The following is a 22,190-nucleotide window of genomic DNA, read 5'->3' as shown; positions in this document are numbered from 1 at the left end:
TTAAGGCTCATATGTGTTAGGTGTTTTTTACCCAACCAATGCTAAGTAAATACCTATTACCTTTTACAACTTTTGAAACTTGATGTTCGCTTACATCTGGGCGAAATAATTTAATCCGCTTTGTTTCGTAAATTGGATTCGTGCAAATAAACTCACCGCCCTTATCTGCACTTTTGATTACGATATTTAATCGATAATGTTTACCTGATACAACTTTATCCGTATGTGGTGCTATTTCACTCCCTTCAGGAAATTTGAGCAGATAAGTATCGAATTTTACAGGCCAAGTTGCTCCACAAAGTAGCATTTTATCGTACCCCGACTTTTGCCTGCCTCGTTCCCAACGAAATAGTTTACTCAGAAAAGACATGCGGACTCTCGAAACACCTAACGCCCATTTAAGGGGCTGATAATTGTTTGCTAAAATGTGTAGCGAAGCGAAACCGAGCAAACTGTTAGCAGTCCCGCTTTAAATGCTTGTTATATGCCGATTACACCACTGATACAACAATAGGCAACGTGTCTTCAGACGTATACTCAGGATCACATGCATTATCCCAATGATAATGTTCACCGGCTTTAGCATCGGATTCAAAGTCGAAAAATGAACCAAGGGCTTTAAGACTAGCTACATTACCAGTAATAACTAAACCTGTTTTCTCATTGAATGAAGCACAAGCAGGTTTAAAGCTAATTGAAATAGTTAGCTTTCCCTCGAGAAAATCATAAGGTTTTGAAGAACCAGAAGTATCAAAGATAAACGTTTCATTATAATTCTCCGAAGCGCTTATAAGTGACTGATGGATTTTTGCTAACTCATTAATGGAGCCAGAAATTTCAACCTCATCTATAGTTCGATATAACTTCATACTTTCCTAGGCATATAACGCCCGCATAAACTGCGAAGCAAGTTGGACGCTTTTTTGCGCCCTTTGTTTATTAGCAAAAAATCGGACAGTTTGCGGAGTCAGATTTGATGCGCTTGTTATGTTCATGACTCGATAAATTGCTTACCCATATTTAATGCCTTACCTAAACCATAAAAGATCTCGTAACGACAATTAGTTTTCACTCTAGGGTTAATATTTGACACATTACGATCTTTGAAGCACCAGAAGAAGAATTTTTTACCATCCTCTGCTTCTTCAATACACGAGATAATGTTAAGTTCATATAAGAATTGTAGGAAATCAACCTCACCACTCAAGAACGCAGGACGGGTATCAGTATGCTCATCAATAAACTCTAAGTATTTGTTATAAAATATCGAGTATTCTGAAAAAGAAAATTTATAATCGCCACGCAAGAATTCAAAAAACTTTAAAAACCACTCATAATCTGCGTCTGAATAATAGAATGACAAGTGGTCTTTAGCCTCACCCAGTAAATATTCTGAATACCTACGCCTAAAATGGGGATCTCTAAAATCATCTTCGATGAAATAGTTTCTCTTTGTTCCACTTTCTTGGTGTAATTCTTTCAAAATATTAAGCATAGTAACAATATCCCGAGGTCTAAAGTAAGAGAACCTTAAGAATGAAATGAACGAATGCTCTTCTTTCCCTTGCACACTTACTTTATAAGGAAAGTAATGATCCCAAAACGATTCTTTATCTAACTCTTTATTTTGACCAATCGAAAGTAGTCTATTGGGTATCCTGTAAAGCTCGGATTGCTCAAACCTATTGTATGGTATACGCCAATCTAGCAATACAGCATTATCTCGAATTCGATTGTTTGCATTCTGTAAACCAATAGCATTGAAGATATCAGGTCGAAGTAAAATGGTAGCTTTTAGACGGCCCTTGGAGTCATTAATAGTAGAGAATAAATCATTATTAATTTGCCATACTGCATTCGCTAGGCCTTTGACACATTCAAGGTAGTCTGCATAATCGATACCTGTAGGTCTTAAATCTATGCCATCAATAAAAACTGTATGATTTTTATTGAGTTTGAGAGATTTTAATGCATCTTCGAATTTCTGTTGAATATATAAAAGGTTAGTTTGGTATTTCGCTTCACTAAATGTCTTCTTGCGTTTGATGAGTCCTTCAACATTTGCATATTCGTTTAGTAAGCTAGCTGATAATGAAGAGTCGTGAACAAACTCAATTGCATTCATTATTTCAGGGGAAAACGCACCTTCGTAATAATCGTCAATTGCACTATTTACCGCTCTAAATTTAATATATTTATTAAGTAAGCTTTCTTTTCCTTCCGTTTCATACAAATGTTTAGAAACCAAAAGGAGAATAATTACTTTCCAAATATTTGTATAGTCGGATAAATTTAGGTTCTTTTCTTTTTTTAGCGTAACAAATTTCTGGTACTCGGTTTCACCTATATAATTCAATGTCGAACGAGTATTTTTATACTCGTTATTGCTCAACCATACTGCGTAGGCAGTTTTCCCTGTACCCTTATCACCCATAAGAAAGTAACTTGACAATTTCATCAAATCATCAAGTTTATCGTTTTTAATAAACAACTGACTAAATGCATTTTTATTTTCACGACGACGATAATTGATGGCATCGTTAAAGCCTAGATTTAGATCCTTAATAGGAAGGTACATATTATCTCCTTTTCTCATTTCGAAACTCCCGTGTATGGGCGGTACGGATGAACATAACGCCTCAATAAGAGGCTAAAAATTGTTTGCTAAAATGTTGAGGAACGAAAACAGCAAACTGTTTTTAGTCCTGCTTTATTGCCTTGTTAGCTCTCGCGTACACCGAACCATGAATTAGGTTTGCGATAAAACAAAATTAAACAAAGCACTAGTAATAATACTGGATCTAAAATTGATTGATATACGGTGCTGCCACGAAACACAAAAATACCTAGGTTAACTAGAAAGGCAGCAAACATAGCTATCAACGCGAACCTAGACTTGAACAAAATACCTACAATCAAAAATGAGCTCAAGATTGAATAACTGAATTGATGCACAGGCTCAAAGACGCCCATTAAAGTTGGTTCTACTTTGGAGTAATCAGTTCCCCAAAAGAGCAACCACCACACAAAAATTTTACAAAAAATTATTATTGATATGATCACATACGGTATTCGGTTTCTCATAATCCCTCAAGAGAGCTAACAGCTTATTAGTGCGCATTTCAGGTTATCTAGAATTGAAACAAATCTTTTACGACACTATTATTTTATAATTTTACAATAATATTAATAGGTTACCACCTCTTTTATCCGCTATCAAATGTAATTCTGTAATATAAAAGTGAGCCATCACATATTTATGCCTCGTTAGGGTTCATTATATAGCTCCTTAAAATAAAAAATATCAATAAAACAGTCGCTTGAAAATTTACAGTTTAAAAATAGTGCCATCATAAAATTACATAACGTGCCATATGCTTGATTAAATCACTACACTCACTTATACCTGTATATAAATACAGTTAATATAAAGTGAATATTTTATGTCACGCTCCCCTTTTTTAGAATCAGTTCGTACTGAATTAAGAACGAGAAGATATAGTTTAAGAACTGAAAAAGTCTATTTAATTTGGATTAAAGGATTTATTCTTTTTAATGAAAAGAAACATCCAAAAGATATGGGGAATTTTGAAATTGAGCGTTTTTTAAATCATTTAGCTGTAAATCGTCAAGTGAGCGCTGCAACACAAAATCAGGCTTTATGTGCGATTATATTTTTGTATCGCTATATCATTAAAAAAGATATTCATGGATTAAGTTATTCATTTACAAAAAGAGAAAAAACAATGCCTACAGTGCTAACGCATGAAGAAGCTATAAAAATAATCAATCATTTGCATGCTAAACACTGGCTAATTGCATCTATTTTATATGGGTGTGGTTTAAGAATAAATGAAGCATTACAATTAAGAATTAAAGATATAAATTTAACTGACAACACATTATTTGTTTTTAGAGGAAAAGGATGCAAAGATAGATACACTTTATTGCCTAAATCAATCAAACCTGCTATTGAAGAACAAATCAAGCAAGTAAAATTCATCCATAATCAGGATGTAAAAGAAGGGTATGGTTTAACGTCTTTACCTCCTGCTTTAATAAAAAAATACGGTAATGCAGTAAAAGATGTAGCATGGCAATATCTTTTTCCATCTACAACTCGGTGTACTCACCCATATGATGGATATATCTGCCGCCATCATTTACATAGCTCTGCATTTCGAAAGCAATTGAGAAAAGCTGTAATACAAAGCCATATAAATAAGCAAGTTAAAGCACATACTTTTAGACATACATTTGCAACACAATTACTGAAAAATGGGTGCGACATTCGCACAGTTCAAGAACTTTTAGGGCATACAGACCTTAAAACTACTGAAATCTACACCCATGTTATAGGTGAAAGGTTCAGCCATACTATCAGCCCAATTGATCGATACTAACTTGCATTGTGTAGTTGTTGTGCACACTTTTTAATGCTTAGCTTAAGCTTAAATAAAAGCTATCATATCAACTCAAATCAACTTTAGCCGCTGAGCCTGAGAATTTGGCTAACCAGTTATCAAAACGACTCACTGAGTGCCCTTTATCTTCAGCACTTTCTTTTCTACGGATCCCGTTTCGCACAATAAAAGCGCCCGGAGTTCTAAATGGCTCAGGTGGAAAAGATGCTAATTGGTTATCAACCATAGGATGATGTGACCATTGATCAGTTTTACCCAAAGCAAGTGATGCGAGTATTTTACCACCTAAGTAAGATTGCACTATACCATTGCCTGAGTAACCTGCTCCATAAAATATATTTTGCGAATTTGGCATATGACCAAAAAATGGAAATCCTGTTACGCTTCGATCTGATGGTCCAGTCCAAGTACGCTCTATTTCAAAATTATGATCTTTAAAAAAGTGTGCTAAAGATTGGTTTAATATCGTTTTATAAGCACTGTGTTGATCAAATTTATTTCTAACAATATTATTGTAACTAAAGTAATTACCGCCCTTACCTAACATTAAGCGGCCGTCTTCAGTTGTACGATAATAATTTACAAAAATGCGAGAATCAATGACGGGCGCACCGTGATTTAATCCGAGTTTATTTAATATTTGCGGCATAGGTTTAGTGATAATCATGTCAGAAGACACTAAAACAACTTTGTTACTAAACTGCTCAAATAATTTAGGTAACCAAGCATTTACGGCAACAATAACTTTATTAGCTAGCACTCGGCCATTGGGCACATTAATGGTAGCAGGTTCACCCGCTACCAAACTGGTCATTTCCGTATTTTCGTAAACTTTAACATCTAGTTTTTGTGCAACACTTTTTAAACCTCTCACCAATTTAGCGGGCTGAATACTACCTGCAGCTTGTGAATAGTTGGCTTGTAAATTTTCTTTAGAACCCGTTTTCTCATGTATTGCATTTTTATGAATAGCGTGCCACTGATTAATATTGTGTTTATCTAACTGTGAGATAACGGGTGACAAAGCATTGATTTGTGCCTTATTTGATGCAGTATAATATGCGCCATCAACCCTAAGTTCACATGAGATTTTATGGGTATTACAAAATGTTTGAATATCATAAACAGCTTGCTCAGATTGCTTTACTAGTTTAATCGCGTTTTGTGTACCATATAAATTAGCTAAGCTTAAAAATTTAGTAGACCAAGTTAGCATGGCGCCGCCATTTCGACCTGATGCACCTTGCCCACATAACCCTTTATCAATCACAACAACGTGTTTATCTGGCTCTTGTAACTTGAGTTGTATTGCACTCCAAAGCCCGGTAAATCCACCACCAATAATACAAATATCCGCTGTGATATTACTTTTAAGTTCAACTGCAGATGAAATATCTGCAGTTGAAATTGCTTGATCGAACCAAAAAGGCACAAAGCGCATTATGGACGCTCTCCTCGCGCTAATCTTGCATTAATTTCATTTAAAATTGGCGAAATGTCTACTAAAGAGTCTATTACAAAATGTGCGCCTGCATTGCTGAGTTCTTGATAAGCTTTTGCAGTTAAACTCTTTAGGCTTTGTGCATCACACGTTTGCCATTCTTGCTCTGTTAAGCCAACCGCATTGCCGCTAAGCGCCACACCTACAGTCCACATACCAGCATTTAAACCTTCAGCAATACCGGGTGCAGAATCATCAACTTTTACACAATGTGCAACATTATTAATTGCTAACTGATTCACATTTTCTAATGCCATCCATGGGCCAGGTCTTGAGCCTGCAGCTAATTCATCACTGGCAACACAAGCATCTGGTTTATAACCATACTCTGCTGCAGCCACTTTTAAAATATCCATAACTTGCTTTGGATAGCCTGAACAACTGCCTATTTTAATACCTTGTTGTTGTAGTTGTGTTATTACAGGTAGCACACCTTTAATTGGCGCTGCATGATCTGCTACTTTTTGCTTCTGCAAAGGCATAAAAGTTTCATAGATATGATCAACATCATTTGCTTGCATAGCTTGACCAAACTGTAACTGCCAACGTTTATCTATTTCAGGTAATTCACCTAACGTTTTGATATGATCCCATTTCCCCATGCCCATTGGTACACGTGCCTCTGTTAAGGAGATATCAAAATTAAAAGCCTGTTTAAATGCTTCAACAAAAATGGTTGTTGGTGCCACTGAGCCATGATCGACCACAGTACCAGCCCAGTCTAAAATAAGTGCTTTTACTTTATTGTTCATTTGTATTCCTAAATATAAAAATTAATCTCTAAGCAACTGATAAAGATCTTTGCTTAGTATTATTCAAGTGAGTAATATTTTTTTGTACGAGTATGCGGTGAAAATAAATGCCAGAGCTGAACACTAATATGGCTGCTATCACTGCTACTGCGTAAATGGTATGAATAAAGAAATTTAGCCAACTGATGTCGGGAGTGGCAAATGTGCGATATAACAAAATACCAACGCTGCCAATATACCCAGCTGAATCAGCTAAATAGAGCAAGAAACCGGCATTTGCTGTCGCCCCAACAGCAGAAATCATCCGGTCAAATAAAAAGCAGTTGTAGGGTATGTAAGCTATATATAAACCCGCCCCTAACCAAACCATCCATGTTTTGGCTTCAATTAATTGCGCTTCAAAAGCGACTGTGGTGCCAAACAACAAAGCAATGCCAAATAAAATAAAACCATGATTACTATAAAACGCAGTTTTATTATTTCGTATTAAAACCATAGCGCCTAAGGCAATCAGCACGATAAATGCGATTCTGATCCCTGCGTATGCAAATATTGCAGGCTCTTGCCCATAACCGAGTGCATGCCAAATCTCAGCCGAAAAATTATCTCTAAAATCACGCAAACCGGTAAAAAGTAAAAAACTCAATATTAAGCAACAGATCCCAAATGCATATTTTTTAAAGAAAGCCCACCTTTGTTGGCCATTCATTGGCGCTCTATGTTGCCTTGCTTTTTCATCGGCACTATTAGGCTTAGGCAATAAACATAAACACCACACACTTAACATTAATAATGGTAAAAACAGTGCACCTGTTGCTGCAGGCATCCAAAGCTCTAAAATGCCAACAGACTCTAACAACCATTTACCTACTGTTCGAACAACACCCGGAGCAAGAATAAAAGTGAGACTTAAAACGGCGCCCAGCATTTCAGTTGTGCGGCGCCCCTCTAAAAAGCTAAACACCACTCCCCACACCATGCCAAGTGCTAAGCCATTAAAAAATAACCATATAATATTAAAATCAACGGGCGTGATGGCAAATAATACTAAAGCGAGTTCTGCAGCTAAAATCATGGCTAAAATCGCTTTACCACGGTTTTTATGCTGCATTTCTGCTATCACTTTTATACCAATAAATTTTGCTAATAAATAACCTAAAACTTGTGCCAAAATTAAAGCGACTTTGTAAGTGACTACCGACTCAAAACCTATAATGCTGTCATATGTTGATGCCGTAAAAGGTTTTCGAAATGCATACATGCTGAAATAAGTCATAAAAGCACTTACGCCTGCGAACAATACAAAGCCAAATCCTTGGGCTTGATGTAGCCATTTGGGAGATATTTTATTCATACTTTTGCCTCATTAACCCTTTACTATTTGATTAAACATGCCATTAAAACAATCGCTTAAATTCAGTAACGGTTAGATAAAATCATAAACACACAACGCCATTAATAAAGCGTTGTGTGTCATCGTTTTTATTTAAAATGAATATGTCACACCCAACATGCCGCGCACACCGTAATACTCAACTTGTAATGGTCGATCTTCATTACCTAAGTAATATTTCAAAGGTTCGTTAGTGAGGTTATTAAGTTCTAAAAATACCATGGCATTTTCGCTTAAGAAGTATGACGCGCTGAAATCAACACTGGTGTTATCGCCATAAAAACTATCTGACTGATTATCAGAGCCATGCTCTTGAATATATTGACCTTTATGATTAATTGCTAATCGCGCAGTAAAGTCATTATTATCAAAATAAACAGTAAAGTTATAAAGGTTATCTGCTTGACGAGGAATGCTCACTTTTTCTTCGCGATCTGGTATCGACATTTCTGAGTCCATTAAAGTCACATTCGCCATAATGCCAAAAGACGAGAGCTCATTTGCTAAAAAGCCTAAATCACGATTAAATGTCATTTCCATTCCACCTAACCAAGCACTATCGCCATTTTCAGGGCGAACAATATTAACCCCTTGCTGAGATTTATAGTTACCTATACTTGATGCTTGAAAGATAGGATCCTGAATGTCTTTATAAAATACACCCGCAGACAAAACGCCTACGCCATCAAAGAAATGCTCAACCATTAAATCTAAATTATTAGAATAAGTAGGATCTAATGTAGGGTTGCCCGACTTAAGTTGGTTGTCAGCTTCTGAATAGGTTGCGCCAGGTGATAATGCACCAAAGTCTGGTCGGGCAAAGCTTCGTGTAAGCGCTAAACGATAGTTGGTATAATCATCACTGGTATACTTAACATGTAATGCTGGCAACACTGATAAATAATCATTACTTTGATTATTTTCTACCACAGTATCTTCATCAGCTAAATAGGTATAACCACTCACTTTAGTATCCGTTTGCGTTAATCGTAAACCGGATAAAATTTCCCAATTATCAGCATATTGATAGGTCGCCATAGCGTAAAGAGAAGCATGGGTTTCATCAACATCAAAATTACGTCCAAGCGCCCCGCCGTTTTCAATTAGCGCTGACTCAGATTTATCTAAAATAAAGTTTTGCTTATTATTATTCCAAAAGTCAGCTAAGTCATCGGTACTGGCAACTTGTGAAAACTGATTGTGGTAATCGCTATTAAGCTCATTTAAATAGTCATTTCGTCCTGGCTGATCACTTAGATTAAAATCTGCAAGTGTTGGGGTAATGCCTTTACTTTCGTCCCAAGCATAAAATTCATCAGCATAGCTGGCAACACGCGCTTTATCTCTAAATTTTGCACCAAACTTTAACTCTAATGATTCATTTAATTGATATGATAAGTTTGCTTGTGCGACAATTTTATCTTTTTCATTTACATCAATTTTATATAATTCGACCCATGCCAACTTAGTTTGACTCGGATCCATGCTAAAGCCATTTGGTAAATGATTACTAATATTATTCCAAGGATCTGAACCACCATCTACAGTGTTATACGCATAGTTTTTACCTGTACCACGATCTTCTAGCCCTTGATAACCGACATTTTTTTGATCGAACCTAACAACAAAGTAACTATTATCGTCAGCATTTGGCGTATTGCCATAGCGAAATTCATTTTCATAACTCGATAATTTCCAATCAAAAGTGGTATCAAAACCAAAGTAATGCTCACCTTGTAGCTCAAAGCCAGTCATTTCAGTGATTAATTCGTTACGAATATGCTGAACTTCTACACGATCTTTATCAAATCGCATACGGTGTTTATAATGCGTTTCATCGTCAATTAAGGTGCCGTACATAGCACTAGCACTGATTTTTCCTTGCTCTAACTTATACTCCATTGAGCCATTTAAGCCGTAGGTTTCTCGCGTGCCCGTATAGTCTCTAAGCTCTAACCTACGGATCCCCAAACCATCGTTACCACGGCGCGGTTCATAATTATCGGTAGCCCAATCGCGTTTCCAAGCAGTTGCATTGATCAAATAACCCAATTTATCATTTTCACTTCTATCACCGTACAAAACATTAGCTGAGTAATTCCCACCCTCAGCTAATTGATTCTTACCACCAGCAACACTCACTTTGAGCATTTGTGCATCAGGTGCTTTTTTTGTAATAAAGTTAACATTTCCGCCAATTGCATCGCCTTCCATGTCTGGCGTAATTGCTTTAGACACTTCAACAAATTCAATTAATTCACTTGGGAAAAAATCGAATGCCGTTGCACGGCTGGTTGTTTCTTCTTCCGCGGTAGGTAATCTATCACCATTAATACTCGCTGAACTCCATTGAGAAGGTAATCCGCGAACAGCGACAAAACGACCTTCTCCTTGGTCACGTTCAATTGAAATACCCGGAATACGTTGAACAGCTTCAGCTGCGTTTCGGTCAGGCAATTTACCAATTCCATCAGCTGAAATAACATTGATAATACGATTAGCGTGTTTTTGGCTATTTGCTGCAGCCATTTCACCACGCTGGATTTGCCCTAAAGCAACCACTTCTTCAATTTCAATATATTGATCATTCAGTGTAACAGTACCTAGGTTTTTGATGCCATCTTGTGTCATTTCTACATTAATGATTTTCGACTGATATCCTAAATAGCTAATTTCTATTTGATGTTTACCCAAAGGTAATTGATTTAATTCAAAGCGCCCTTGATAATCAGTTGTTGTTATAAACCTAGAACCTAAAACATGTATTTGTGCACCAGATAAATTTGCGTTTGCATCTTTGATCACGCCTTCTAACCGGCTATTTTGTGCCAACACGCTCTGGCTTGAAAGCAAGATCACGGCAGCTGCTATTGCGTTTAGTTTTCTCATGTTACTAATCCCTCAAAATTATTTTCACTTTCTGGTCTAGTCCAAACTTAATGCAAAAAATGATAGAATGTGAACATGACGATTTTATGAAGAGTTTGGAAATAATCACCAATCAATAAATGACATAAAACTGAAATAAAAACTTCATTTTCATCAGGCATACTTGTGTGAAAAGTTACTGGTATAGACCAGATGGAGTTTTGCAATGAATGAATATCTATTATTAACACCCGGACCACTGACGACTTCTAAAACAGTAAAAGAAGCCATGCTTAAAGATTGGTGTACTTGGGACGATGATTACAATAAACATGTTGTGCAAGAGATCAGACATAAACTCGTAAAGCTGGCGACCAAATCGAGTGACTTTACCAGTGTACTGATACAAGGAAGCGGCACAGCGAGTGTTGAGTCAGTTATTGGTTCAATTATTAAACCCAGTGAAAAGTTACTGGTGATTAATAATGGCGCTTACGGTAAGCGCATTGCTCAAATCGCTGAATATTTAAATATTGAACACACCGTATTGAGTTTTATAGAAACGCAAATTCCTGATTTATTACAAGTACAACAAGCCCTTGAGTCAGATAACACTATCACCCATGTCGCTATGGTACATTGTGAAACCACCACAGGTATTCTAAATCCTGTTGCAGCCATAGCTGAGCTGGTAAAAAGTTATGATAAGACCTTTATTTTAGATGCCATGAGTAGTTTTGGTGGTATAGATATGGATATCGATGATTTTGGAATTGATATCTTAATTAGCTCAGCCAATAAGTGTATACAAGGTGTGCCTGGTTTTGGTTTTGTCATTTTAAAACAAAATATTATCGCACATGCTAAAGGCATTGCGAGATCATTATCATTAGATTTATATGATCAATGGCATACTATGGAACAACATAATGGCAAATGGCGATTTACCTCGCCAACACATGTTGTTCGTGCTTTTTATCAAGCTTTATTAGAACTTGAGCAGGAAGGCGGAATAAAAGCAAGACAAGCACGTTATGCTAAAAACCAGAGCCTTTTAATATCAGGTATGGAAGGTTTAGGATTCAAATGTTTGGTCACACTTGAAAATCAATCCCCTATTATTAGCTGTTTTTATTCTCCTGAACATCCAAATTATGATTTCTCAACTTTTTATCATAGTTTAAAACAGCAAGGTTTTGTGATTTATCCGGGTAAAGTGTCTGACGCTGATTGCTTTAGAATTGGTAATATCGGTGAAATATATCCTGACGATATTTCAAGATTAATAGAAGTTATTAATCAAAGCTGTTATTGGCTTAAGTAATAGAAAATAATGATTAAGCTTTTATCAGCATAATAATAAACTCCACTATGCTTGTTGTTGTTACTAAAAAGGATTAAGTACCTTCAACAAGCATTTCAATTGCATCATGTAACCAATACTCATAATTATAATCGACTAATAAACCATGTTCATCAAAACGTTTTCTGATTATTTTTAAACAAGGCGCACCGCTATTTTTTTCTAAAATGTCAGCATCTTCATTAGATAATGCGGTAACACAAATAACACATCGCTCCGATGTAATTTTAACATTGTAATCCGCGGCCATAATATCGGTAATAGATTCTGATAGCGCTTTAGATTCAAAATCTTCAAACCGATTACGCTGACAATAAATAGCTTCAATCATTACGGGTCGTTCATCTAACAACCGTACTCGTTTCAAATGATACAAAGCGTCACCTGTAAAGATATCCTGCTCTTGGCTTTGAAAACTATCATCAATATCATCTAATATACTTATCACTTCAGTTTTTGGTACAAAACCTTGTTCCACTGCCAATTTATTAAAATTAACTTTACTTGCAGGCCTTAATTTAAGTTTAGGTGGAGTGATGAACCAACCTTTTCGCTTTTGGCTATATATTAAGCCTTCGGCCTCTAATCTAAATAAGGCTTCTCTTACTGTGATACGAGTTGATTGAAATTTTTCTTGTAAAGTGCGCTCCGACGGCAGCTTTGTTGAAGGCTTAGTGGAATTGTTGCTGATCAGCTCGAGAACATATTGGCGTATTTTTTGATAAAGCAGCATAATGAAAAGTATTATAAAAACATCTAACTAGACTAATGTGCAAATATGACAAAAGAAAGAAATAAATCAGTTTATTTTATACGTTTTAAAATTACATTAATAATGTCAAACATGGCTATTTTTGATTTAAGCAATCTTGTAAAGTGTGATTCAACTTTTCAACATTAATCGGTTTGGTTAAAAAACCGTTCATTCCTGAGTCTAAGCACCTATCTCTTTCAGTATGAATAGCATTGGCAGTTAATGCGACTATTTGAACATTCTGATATGCTTGACCTGCTTTTCCTTGCCTGATTTGTTCCGTTGTCTCAAAACCATCTAATCTAGGCATTTTGCAATCCATAAATATGATATCAAATACGGTTTCATTGCTATTTAACAATACCTCTATGGCCTCAATACCATCTTTGGCTAACGTGCAATCGAAGCCTAATTTACTTAAAATCTCCTTAATTACAATTTGATTGATTGGGTTATCTTCTACAACTAAAATCGCTAGCTGTATTTTATCTGGTACTACATAACTTTCAACAAAGTCATCAATCGGTTCGTTATAAATTAATTCTAATATTTCAGATTTGAAAATCGGTTGATTAATACTGTAATACACATCTGATTGTGAATGTTTTGAATATGCTGGCGAAACTAAAACGGGTTTTATCCAAGATTCGTTTTGAGAGATAAACTGTTCTACTAAATTTAGGTATTTGTTATAAAAATTGTATTCTATAAAAATCCAATCAACATTGTGCTTTGTTTTTAATAATGTGAATGCATCAAAATCAACAGTACTAATAAAAACTTCTGAGCCTTGATACTGCAAATAAGCCTTTAAAATGTTTGAACATGTATCACTCAAACCAATAATAATAGCGCTTTTGCCATTTAGAATTAATGGGTTAAAGGGTTCAGGTTCATAAGATAATATGACATCAAAACTGAAGCAACTGCCTTCACCTATTTGACTTTTAACTTCTATCTCACCGCCCATTAAATTACATAATTGCCTTGCTATTGAGAGACCTAAACCAGTTCCACCATATTTAAGTGCAATTGAATTATCAGCTTGTTTAAAAGGCGAAAACAATGTTGATTGATGTGCATCAGTGATCCCTATACCGGTATCATGTACTTGACAGACTAACTGCGCTTGCTGTGAATTAATTGGTAATATTTTCACTTTAATGAGTACTTCGCCTACTTCAGTAAACTTTAAAGCATTGGCAATCAAATTCATTAAAATCTGTTTAATGCGATTAGGATCTCCTATCACGTGTGTAATATTTAAATCAGAGGTATCTAAATTGATACTCACATTTTTTTCTTGGGCAGTTAAAGCAAAAAATTGCACAACATCTTCTAAAAATGTCACTATTTCAAAGGGTATTTGCTCAATATCTAACTTACCAGCTTCAATTTTTGAAAAATCAAGCACATCATTAACGATATATAACAATGCATTAGCGCTTGAATACGCAACATTGACAAAACCTAAGGTTTTTTCAGGAATATCTTCTCGTTTTAATAAATCTAACATACCCAAGACACCATTTAATGGTGTTCTAATTTCATGGCTCATACTGGCTAAAAATTCACTTTTAGCTTGCTCTGCCTTTTTTCTCTCTAATACTTGGCGTTCTAGTGCTTGCTCTCTAGCGACTGCAGCAGATACATCTGTTATTTGTATTATGCAGCAAGGTTTATCTTTAATATTAATAGGGAAAATATTAATAGATTGCTGAATTAATTGATGACTAAAATTGTAAAGGGGGAAAACTGAACGATTAAATACATTCGATAATACAGATGGCATTCTTTGAGATAAAGCTTGTTCTACTGCATGTAACAATCGCCCTTGGTATGAATCTGGATAAATATCATTTAGCGCTTTACCTTTTACGTCCTTTAAATGTAAGGCACTATTTTGCTCCATCCATGCATTCCAAAGGAACACTTTTTTATCTTGGTCAATACCAATTAAACCAACACTGATCTGGTTTACAATTTCAAGTTCATTAAACTCATTGTCAGCCATTAAGATAAAAGCCCATTAATCATTTTATTCAACATACTTTTAAATTGCGTAAAAGATAAACTTTCTAATAAGAATACTAAATAACCTTGTACTTTACTCTCACTCAGCATCAAATTAATACGTATAAATAAAATATTATCATTTTCAGGAATTTGAATTACTTTTGAGGTAGAGCCAATCTGATAATATGGCAAGCCAACTTTAAACTCTTCTTGAAATGACTCCCCAAGAGAACCAATACACGCATTAAGTACAATATTACCAATTTCAGTAAACCCCTCTTGATGAAGTTCCGCTATAGTTTCATTTGAGTATCCTTCGCCAAGCATTTTTTTTACAACTTCCAAGCTACTTTTTTCAGGGAAGAGCAGCATGCTGTTAGCACTAAACTTACCTTGAACTGACTGAGACACACTGCATATATCTTTATGTTCACCCATCTTTGTATTTAAATCAGCAATTGTTATATATTCTACTGCGGGAACAGATAAAACAATCTCTTGATTTACAATTTGACTGAGTGAATTAGCAGCCTTACCAATACCTATATTAAATAATTCTACTAAGTAATCTTGTTCAAGCTCAGTTAATAAATTAGTTTTGCTCATTAAAATATCCTAGCATTTGACTAATACTTTCAAGCGTTACTGGTTTATTAAATGATCTAACCCCTAGCTTTTCAGCTCTTACGTGCGTGGCTTGTTGAATATTTGCTGTAAGTAATGCAAATTTTGCGCTTTTAAATTTCGGTTTAAGTAAATCTATTAGCTCTAAACCATCTCGGCCAGGCATATTCAAATCTACTGAAAAGTAGTCTGGCGTAAATTCAGTGCATAATTTTAGCGCCTCTTCAGCATTACCTGCTTCAACTATTTTCCAATCTTGATGCTGATCGACCACTATATTTTTAATCATCATCCTAGATACTCGGCTATCGTCAACTATCATGATATTTTTCATCTTTTTTACACTACTCCTTGTTAACTATGTTATTAAACATAGTCGTTATTTTTCAATTCATAAAATTTATTTTTAGACTACAATTAATTAAAATCTATTCACTATTAAAAGGAATTGAAGTGAAGCGAGATCATGAAAGTAAGCATAAACGTTTTTTTCAATTATCAGAGAATGCCGCTACAGGTATTTTTGAAGCTAGCCCAAGTGGTGAATGTACATACAGCAATAAAAGCTTACAAACATTACTTGGTTTAACCTTAGAGCAGACATTAGGACTAGGATATGCAACCTACTTTCATCCTGATGATAAAGAGGCTGTCTTTAAGCATTGGTATCGCTGTATTGCTAAAAAAGCGACTTTTTCCTATAAATTTAGAGTTCATTTTCCCAATCATAAAGAATTACATTTACTAGTAAATGCTCAACCAATACTAGATAGTAAAAGTCAACTTATTGCCTATGTTGGTTGCGTTGAAGATGTTTCTGAATTTAATAAAATTCAATCTGAACTCAAAGTTAATCAACAAAGATATGAGCTGGCATTAAGAGGTTCTAGTGCTGGGATCTGGGATTGGAATATAAAAACGAATGAAGTTTATTACTCTGTAAAGTTTACAGATTTATTAGGTTACGACAATTTAGCTTTTGGTAATAATTGGGCATCTTTATTAGAGCAAGTTCATCCTGACGATGTCGGTGAATTTGAATTTCAACTACAACAGCATTTAGATGATCCTTTTATTGAGTTTAATATTGAATGCCGTTTATTTTCTCAAAAACAGCATGAACTTTGGTTTCAAATAGTGGGTGAAGCAATCAGGGAAGAGCATGGCATCCCATTTCGCATGGTAGGTTCAATCTTAGATATTACTGATAAAAAGCAATCTCAAATAGTGATATGGCAACAGGCAAATTTTGACCCTTTAACACAGTTACCCAATCGTAATATGTTTGCAGATAGGCTCAAACAAGAAATAATTAAAAGTAAGCGAAACTGTGATAAATTTGCATTATTTTTTATCGACTTAGATCACTTTAAAGAAGTAAACGATACATTAGGACATGAAGCTGGTGATTTATTGCTTATTGAAGCTTCTGAACGTATTAAACTGATTTTAAGGGAGTCAGATACGGTATCTCGCATCGGTGGAGACGAATTCACCGTGATTTTAAGTCAGATCCAAGATTTAAACTGTATAGATATCATTGCTAATAAAATAATTCAAACCTTAGAACTGCCCTTCTATATTTGCAATGAATCTGTTTTTATCTCTGCCAGTATCGGTATTACATTATTTCCTGAGCATACCGATAAAATGGATGAGCTGCTTAAATTCTCAGATCAAGCAATGTACAAATCAAAAAATAAAGGCCGTAAGCAATTCAATTATTTTACCCAGCAACTCAAACTGGACGCAGATAAAACGCATGCATTAACTCAAGAGCTAAGACTTGCCATTATTGAACAAGATTTTGAAGTACTTTATCAGCCAATAATATGCCTCGCTGACAATAATATATTTAAAGCCGAAGCATTAATTCGGTGGCATCATAAAGAGCTTGGTATTATAAGCCCTGCTGATTTTATTCCGCTAGCAGAAAGCTCAGGTGTTATTGAAAGTATAGGTAATTGGGTGTTTATCAGCGCAGCCCAACAAGTTAAATTATGGCAAGATGAGTTCGACTCTCGGTTTCAAATAAGCGTTAATAAATCTCCCGTTCAATTTCAAAATCCAAAAGAAAGCACTGAATTATTATGGGTCAGTACGCTTGAACAACTTAACTTACATTATGGTATTTGCATAGAAATTACAGAAGGTTTATTACTAGAAGATTGCCCTGAAACAAAAGAGAAATTAGCTAAATTTCAGGAAAATGGCATCGAAGTATCACTTGATGATTTTGGAACTGGATATGCGTCACTTTCATATTTAACCAAATTTGATATGAACTTTTTAAAGATTGATCAAGCATTTGTTCGAGATTTAGAGTTTTCCCCTCAAAACCAAGCATTATGTGAAGCTATCATAGTAATGGCTCATAAATTGGGGTTACAAGTTATTGCTGAAGGCGTTGAAACATCAGCGCAAATGCAAATTCTAAAAAGTGCGCACTGTGACTTTATCCAAGGCTATTTAATCTCAAAACCTATTAGTGCTGAAGCGTTCACCGAACAACTTAAAAGAGATGCACCTTTTAAACCGGACTACTTATAAAAAATAAAAGTATTAAATAAACCGCATTTTCAAATATAAGATAAACGCATTGATATCATGAAGATTAAAAATACCAACAATAAATGCTACAGTTGTTAAAAATACACATACAGAACTTACGAGTGAAAGATTAGAACCTGTAGTTTTAATTGTATTTTCAATTTTACTTTTTGATCCTTTCAAGGTGGTTTTTTGTCTAGTCCAGCCTTGTTTATACAAATGATGTAAGGAATATGCCTTAATCATTGAACCATAAATTTGATTGAAATATACCAAAAATGGCCATGAAAAAGAGAAGTTACCTTGTAAAGTGCTTAATAAATAGGTGAGAAGATAACGCGTTAATAAAATCCAGAAAATAAACGCCAGAAAAATCGATTTATCAAAATAAATGGCTCCCATTATAGCTAACACTAAACCAAACAACGAAGTCCATATACTTATCAATTGATCATACAATACCCACCAAACATAGTTTCCTGTTGTTTTCCTTGGGATTTCTCTCGCTCTACTATTTGTTCTCAACATATTACCGAACCAGCGAGACATTAGCATCGTTGCACCTTTAAGAAAGTTTTCGCTAGGAGGAGATTCAATCGTCAAAACCTCGACATCTGGCACATATAACATTTGCCAACCATCCTTTAATACATGAAACCAACTTGATTTATCATCACCAGTTAAAAAACGAAAACGCCCAAGACGCCAGTGGTCTACAAAGTCAAATTCAACACGTTCAACAAAGGTTGAATCACCAATAATATCTCCTCTAAACATTGACATACGCCCAGTTAAAGTAAGCACTTTATTACTTAAAGCTATCGAACTCATAAATTCATGGCGCTGAGAAAACCTTAAGTTATACCAGCGTCGGTAAATTTCAGTAACTTTATGATTGTCTTGTAAGATACACTTTTCATTTGTTGTGAGCGCACCGAGTTTTGGATTTAATTTAAAAAATTTAAAACATTTTTCAATACTCCCTTTAGTAAGAATACTGTCCCCATCTACAACCGCTACAACAGTATCTTCCAAATGCAGTTGTGAATTAGAAATCGCTCGAAACCCTGCAGCCAAGCCATCCCTTTTCCCAGTTCCGTCTAAGAGTACTAGCTTCAGCCGAATATGTTTTGGAGGTGAGAAGCTATAAAATATTTGTTTTACTAATCTCTCATCACTAGTTTCGACTAACGAAGCGATGATTGTGGTATCAACACCGTTATTTATTGCCTCCTTTATGATGGACCGATAAACAGTGATAGAGGTTTCTGTCTCAATACGAAAAGACGTTATCAAAAGAAATACATGAATTGGAATGTATTCATCACCTGAATTCTGTTCTTGTTGCCTTAATCTTTTAAATTTAATTTTAAGATATATTAATGCACGCACAAAATGCTGTATTGCCCAGCCATAACGCCAAATAGCCACAAAACCTATAATGAAAATAAACTTGTCTGATGTAGAATCAAAATATGTCCAAGGCAATGAAACTGCCAAAGCCAATAAAATCATTATTAACATAAGGTGTTTAAATATCATCGCCATAATTACACCTTAATATTGCAGATTTATCTATTCCCGACTTTACCTTAATCCATTTATTACCTTTTTTTTGGTGAATTTGATTACGACATACAGACTTTTGCGGCCAGTCCATAATTTTTAATGCTGCAAATTGATTATTTATCAATAGGTTCTTTACAACATAATTATCGATAGCAATGCCTTTTGTATCTCCCCCGATCCTAATGCCACTGCCGTGATTATCAAAAATATAGTTACCAATGATTCGGTTAAAAGAGCTACGTATAGAAATAGATCCCGAATGTATATCTAATCCGCCAAAACAATTATTCTCAGCAATTAAGTTATGGTTTGCCCCTTCTTTGATATCAATGCATTCACCACCTTGCGGATCTAAATTATTTCCTTTGATTTCATTATATGAGCTTGTATCTAAGCTTTTGCTTTTTAGCTGCTCAGGTGCAGTGCCTATATATATAGCCTCACCATTTTTTTTACCTCTGCCAAATTTGTAATCTTTTAAGCCGCAGTTTTTTATGATGTTATTTGAAATACGAGTGTACTGGGTAAAGTCTTTTAATCTGATGCATTCACCTAATGCATTGAGCACTCTCATTCCTTTAATTTCTACTCCACGGATAGGACTCTGTTCATTTCCCTGTACCAATAATAACTTATCTTTATAGTCAATTGCTCGCTGGTGTTCTCCTGAATGCCCATCAATTGTAAAGCCCTTTAAATGGATGTAACTATGCTTTATTTCGACTATTTTTTTTGATTTGATATTATTAACTAAACCTTTAACTATAGTTGAAACATTACCCTTTATTGTAATAGGTTCCTGTTTTGTACCACTAATAATTGAATGAAACTTTTGATGGTATACTCCCTTCATAAGCCATAAAGTATCCCCAGGAGTTAATAATTCAATTCCTTTTTGAATACTTTTCATACTTTCTTTTGGGGTTAACCCTGTTGAATTGTTATTTCCATCAGGTGAAACAAAATACACTTTGGCCTGAGTGTGATTTATAACAAATAAAGTTAAAAAAAATAACACCAACTGAATTTTCACCAACAGATCCCTTCATAAAAGGAATGGTTTTCAAGACTCTTATTTTTAACTAAATCAACTATAATTTGATGATCTTGAATTAGATGAGCTATGTGATTGAATTCTTCGCTCCTATTGCCTATAACAACAACTTCTGCACTTTTAATCACATGATTTAAGTCATCACTCACATATTGGCATAAATGACCTAAACATTTTTTCATTGTTTCAGATGAAGACTTTTGCTTTAGTGCTTGAAAAACATGTTTATCATAAACAATAAGTTTATATCCTTTACCAATCAAACGTTCGGCCAATCTTATCAAAGGGCTTTCTCTTACATCATCTGTATCAGCTTTAAACGCTAAACCCAATAACCCTATAGATTTCACTCCTGGTGGGGTCACTAATTCATAGGCTCGATCAATATGGTAAAAATTAGACTTAAGGATTGAAGTCAATGTTGGCAAACGTAAGCTGTGTTGTTCTGCAACATAAGATAAACCCCGCACATCTTTAGGTAGGCATGAGCCGCCAAAAGCGAAACCAGGTTTAAAATAAGCAGTTGAAATATTAAGCTTTGTATCTCTACAAAAAAGATCCATTACTTCATGGCTGTCAATATTCAATGTTTTACATAAACTACCTATCTCATTCGTAAAAGTGACTTTAAGTGCATGCCAAGTATTATCAACATATTTAATACACTCAGCAACTGGAATACTGCAACAACAAACAGGTGCATCGCTGAACGAATAAAGCGCTGCCAGCTCCTTGCTGATAATATGTTCATTGCAGCCTAATACAGTTTCTGGCGGGTTGTAAAAATCTTCGATTGCGGTACTTTCTCTTAAAAACTCAGGATTGGATACGTAATGAAACGCTTTCCCAAGCCTTTCACCTAAAACATCATATAATATTGGTAGGAATTTATTCTGAGCACTGCCTGGAGGCACAGTACTTCTCATTACAATGATATGATTGGATTTATTTTTAATATCTTTGGCGATATTTTTTAATGTTTCAAATACATATTCTAGATTGACATCACCTGACCTCAAACTTGGAGTGCCAACTGATATCATACTGATCTGTGAATGCATGGTTGCAAATTGATGATCTATCGTCGCTTTAAAATTGCCGCTTTCAATTACTTTTGCTAGCTTTTTTTCAAGGCCCGGTTCATAAAATGGAGACTTCCCTTGATTGATCAAATCAATTTTTTCTTGGTTGATATCAACACCAATCACTTGATGACCTAGTTCAGCTAAACACACACTGGTTACTAAGCCCACATAGCCCAATCCAAATATGCTGATCTGTTTTTTATCCATTTTAGCCCTCGCTTTATTAAAACCTGTTAG

General features: G+C 35.1%; 17 protein-coding genes. 3 read left to right on the top strand and 14 right to left on the bottom strand.

Translation table 11 applies throughout. The annotated features are described in order from the left end of the window. Positions 1–16 precede the first annotated feature (16 nt). The 3 genes from KO527_RS25425 to KO527_RS25415 all read right to left on the bottom strand — a co-directional run bounded on the left by KO527_RS25425 (position 17) and on the right by KO527_RS25415 (position 2,596). Complete coding sequence (locus tag KO527_RS25425) at positions 17–370, bottom strand: 2OG-Fe(II) oxygenase (protein ID WP_216043044.1); 354 nt, start codon at positions 368–370, stop codon at positions 17–19. Between the two features lie 121 nt (positions 371–491). Continuing rightward, positions 492–869: a hypothetical protein gene (locus KO527_RS25420; RefSeq protein WP_216043043.1), complete on the bottom strand. Its 378-nt coding sequence runs from the start codon at positions 867–869 to the stop codon at positions 492–494. A 122-nt stretch (positions 870–991) separates the two neighbouring features. Next, entirely contained in the window at positions 992–2,596 is a 1,605-nt protein-coding gene (locus KO527_RS25415; RefSeq protein WP_252734120.1) for a funZ protein, read from the bottom strand. Between the two features lie 847 nt (positions 2,597–3,443). Between KO527_RS25415 and KO527_RS25410 the strand changes: the two genes are divergently transcribed. After that, positions 3,444–4,403, top strand: coding sequence for an integron integrase (locus tag KO527_RS25410; RefSeq protein WP_216043042.1), 960 nt, complete (start codon positions 3,444–3,446; stop codon positions 4,401–4,403). A 67-nt stretch (positions 4,404–4,470) separates the two neighbouring features. Here the strand turns inward: KO527_RS25410 and KO527_RS25405 are convergent, their stop codons facing one another. The 4 genes from KO527_RS25405 to KO527_RS25390 form a co-directional block, all read right to left on the bottom strand. Continuing rightward, positions 4,471–5,865: an FAD-dependent oxidoreductase gene (locus tag KO527_RS25405; RefSeq protein WP_216043041.1), complete on the bottom strand. Its 1,395-nt coding sequence runs from the start codon at positions 5,863–5,865 to the stop codon at positions 4,471–4,473. Then, positions 5,865–6,677, bottom strand: coding sequence for a phosphonoacetaldehyde hydrolase (gene phnX, locus KO527_RS25400; protein WP_216043040.1), 813 nt, complete (start codon positions 6,675–6,677; stop codon positions 5,865–5,867). Before phnX ends, KO527_RS25405 begins: the two co-directional genes overlap by 1 nt. A gap of 28 nt (positions 6,678–6,705) precedes the next feature. Next, the gene (locus tag KO527_RS25395) at positions 6,706–8,031 is read right to left on the bottom strand and encodes a DUF5690 family protein (protein WP_216043039.1); all 1,326 of its coding nucleotides are present in this window, start codon (positions 8,029–8,031) and stop codon (positions 6,706–6,708) included. Positions 8,032–8,163: 132 nt separating this feature from the next. Beyond that, positions 8,164–10,959, bottom strand: coding sequence for a TonB-dependent receptor (locus tag KO527_RS25390; protein WP_216043038.1), 2,796 nt, complete (start codon positions 10,957–10,959; stop codon positions 8,164–8,166). A 205-nt stretch (positions 10,960–11,164) separates the two neighbouring features. On the opposite strand from KO527_RS25390, the gene phnW reads away from it, so the two are divergent. Beyond that, positions 11,165–12,262, top strand: a complete 1,098-nt coding sequence (gene phnW / locus KO527_RS25385; RefSeq protein WP_216043037.1) for a 2-aminoethylphosphonate--pyruvate transaminase — start codon at positions 11,165–11,167, stop codon at positions 12,260–12,262. 73 nt (positions 12,263–12,335) lie between these two features. Here phnW and KO527_RS25380 read toward each other — a convergent pair whose 3' ends face one another. The 4 genes from KO527_RS25380 to KO527_RS25365 form a co-directional block, all read right to left on the bottom strand. Next, positions 12,336–13,034, bottom strand: coding sequence for a UTRA domain-containing protein (locus tag KO527_RS25380; RefSeq protein WP_216043036.1), 699 nt, complete (start codon positions 13,032–13,034; stop codon positions 12,336–12,338). A 115-nt stretch (positions 13,035–13,149) separates the two neighbouring features. Beyond that, entirely contained in the window at positions 13,150–15,069 is a 1,920-nt protein-coding gene (locus KO527_RS25375) for an ATP-binding protein (RefSeq protein WP_216043035.1), read from the bottom strand. After that, positions 15,069–15,677: a chemotaxis protein CheC gene (locus KO527_RS25370; RefSeq protein WP_216043034.1), complete on the bottom strand. Its 609-nt coding sequence runs from the start codon at positions 15,675–15,677 to the stop codon at positions 15,069–15,071. The genes KO527_RS25375 and KO527_RS25370 overlap by 1 nt, the downstream gene beginning before the upstream one ends. Continuing rightward, positions 15,664–16,029: a response regulator gene (locus KO527_RS25365; RefSeq protein ID WP_216043033.1), complete on the bottom strand. Its 366-nt coding sequence runs from the start codon at positions 16,027–16,029 to the stop codon at positions 15,664–15,666. The genes KO527_RS25370 and KO527_RS25365 overlap by 14 nt, the downstream gene beginning before the upstream one ends. A gap of 119 nt (positions 16,030–16,148) precedes the next feature. Here KO527_RS25365 and KO527_RS25360 point away from each other — a divergent pair, with 119 nt between their 5' ends. Next, positions 16,149–18,245, top strand: coding sequence for an EAL domain-containing protein (locus tag KO527_RS25360; RefSeq protein WP_354668663.1), 2,097 nt, complete (start codon positions 16,149–16,151; stop codon positions 18,243–18,245). 12 nt (positions 18,246–18,257) lie between these two features. On the opposite strand, the gene KO527_RS25355 is transcribed toward KO527_RS25360, so the two are convergent. From KO527_RS25355 to KO527_RS25345, 3 genes are read right to left on the bottom strand one after another with little or no spacing between them, the layout of a single operon-like run. Further along, positions 18,258–19,793: a glycosyltransferase gene (locus KO527_RS25355; protein ID WP_216043031.1), complete on the bottom strand. Its 1,536-nt coding sequence runs from the start codon at positions 19,791–19,793 to the stop codon at positions 18,258–18,260. After that, positions 19,777–20,832, bottom strand: coding sequence for a right-handed parallel beta-helix repeat-containing protein (locus KO527_RS26210; protein WP_216043030.1), 1,056 nt, complete (start codon positions 20,830–20,832; stop codon positions 19,777–19,779). Before KO527_RS26210 ends, KO527_RS25355 begins: the two co-directional genes overlap by 17 nt. Before the next feature lie 11 nt (positions 20,833–20,843). Next, positions 20,844–22,160 (bottom strand): nucleotide sugar dehydrogenase, encoded by a 1,317-nt coding sequence (locus KO527_RS25345; protein ID WP_216043029.1) that lies wholly within the window; start codon positions 22,158–22,160, stop codon positions 20,844–20,846. Between the last annotated feature and the right edge of the window lie 30 nt (positions 22,161–22,190).

The organism is Pseudoalteromonas sp. C2R02, assembly GCF_018860845.1.
GTDB lineage: Bacteria > Pseudomonadota > Gammaproteobacteria > Enterobacterales > Alteromonadaceae > Pseudoalteromonas.
The sequence above is the reverse complement of the archived record's forward strand: the minus strand, read 5'-3'. Positions and strand labels throughout refer to the sequence as shown.